Consider the following 412-nt stretch of genomic DNA (forward strand, 5'->3'; position numbering starts at 1 on the left):
TCTCGCACCGGGTGCCCGTCGCCCGCATGGACGAGATCGGCCGCTCGCTCACCGCGTTCAACGCGATGGTGGCGAAGATCGAGGAAAGCTCCGAACTGGTGCGCCGCAAGACGGCCGACATCCAGGCCATGCTGCACACCATCCCGCAAGGCATCCTGACCTTGCAGGCCGGCCGCACCATCCACCCGGAATACTCCGACCACCTCACGCGCATCCTGGAAGAGGACCACATCGCCGGCCGCGCGCTCGATGCGCTGCTGTTCGACCGCTCCGACCTGAGCGCGGACGCCCGGGCCCAAACCCTGGCCGCGATCGACGCCTGCATCGGCGAAGATGAACTCAACTTCTCCTTCAACGCCCACCTGCTGCCCCAGGAACTGCAGGTCCGTTTCGACGGCGACCGCGTGAAGGT

General features: G+C 66.7%; 1 protein-coding gene. It reads left to right on the plus strand.

Features of this window, described 5'->3' with window-relative positions; all coding sequences use genetic code 11:
• Positions 1–26: 26 nt before the first annotated feature.
• On the plus strand, positions 27–412 hold a 386-nt coding region (locus tag GWG67_RS38870; RefSeq protein WP_275174917.1), incomplete at its 3' end, for a hypothetical protein.

It is taken from the genome of Bradyrhizobium sp. CSS354 (assembly GCF_029051725.1).
GTDB lineage: Bacteria > Pseudomonadota > Alphaproteobacteria > Rhizobiales > Xanthobacteraceae > Bradyrhizobium.